Annotated in this window: 2 protein-coding genes; one reads left to right on the forward strand and one right to left on the reverse strand. The window is 53.0% G+C overall.

The features are described from left to right. Positions 1 to 200: transposase (locus tag J7360_RS21190; protein ID WP_059001059.1), on the reverse strand; the 200-nt coding region annotated here is incomplete at its 3' end. Between the two features lie 51 nt (positions 201 to 251). Here J7360_RS21190 and J7360_RS21195 point away from each other — a divergent pair. Then, positions 252 to 727, forward strand: a 476-nt coding sequence (locus tag J7360_RS21195) for a hypothetical protein (protein WP_209034806.1), incomplete at its 3' end; no start/stop codon positions are given.

A 727-nucleotide genomic window follows, 5' to 3' on the forward strand; every position in this document is an offset into this window, starting at 1 on the left:
TTGAGCCGGCGGTTCTCCTCCTCCAGCTCCTTCATGCGCGCGACCATGGACACGTCCATGCCGCCGAACTTGCTGCGCCACTTGTAGAACGTCGCCGAGCTGATGCCGTGCTCGCGGCACAGCTCCGGCACGGGCGCACCGGCCTGGGCCTGCTTGAGCACGGCGATGATCTGGCTGTCGGTAAAGCGGGACTTCTTCATGGAACCTCCTCGAGAAAGGGTACGAGAAAATTCCACTTCTGGCGTCTGCTAATGGGCGGGGGGATTACCGGGGGACCTATACCCACAGGAAAATGTTATGGCGGCCTGCCCAGTCGCAAACATGCTGACGACCTGCTTGATCGATATATTTTTGGCTGCAAAGAAGGCAACCGCATCACTCCCTACTGGCCAGTCTCATTGGCGATGGTAGTTGAGGACGGTGACGTTAAGGCGGTTTTCTGCGAGAAACAGCTCGGTTCAAATTTTTTCGATCCAAAGAGCGTCTCGTCGCCTGGCCTCGATCTCGATGAGCTTCAAAGCTACGTCGATTTTTTATGTGAACATAAAACTGAAGATGGTTGCGAAAAAGATTCGGATGAAGAAGAACTCAAGATGATTCTTTTCGGAACGAACGGATTTATCCGGCACATTTCGACAACAAAGCAACTTAAACGCACCATTTCCAACTATCAGAAAGGCACCCTAGAACCGATCGCAGGGAGCAAAGGAAGGTCTGATCAACTCAC

This window comes from Xanthomonas sp. D-99 (assembly GCF_017746145.1).
GTDB lineage: Bacteria > Pseudomonadota > Gammaproteobacteria > Xanthomonadales > Xanthomonadaceae > Xanthomonas > Xanthomonas cissicola.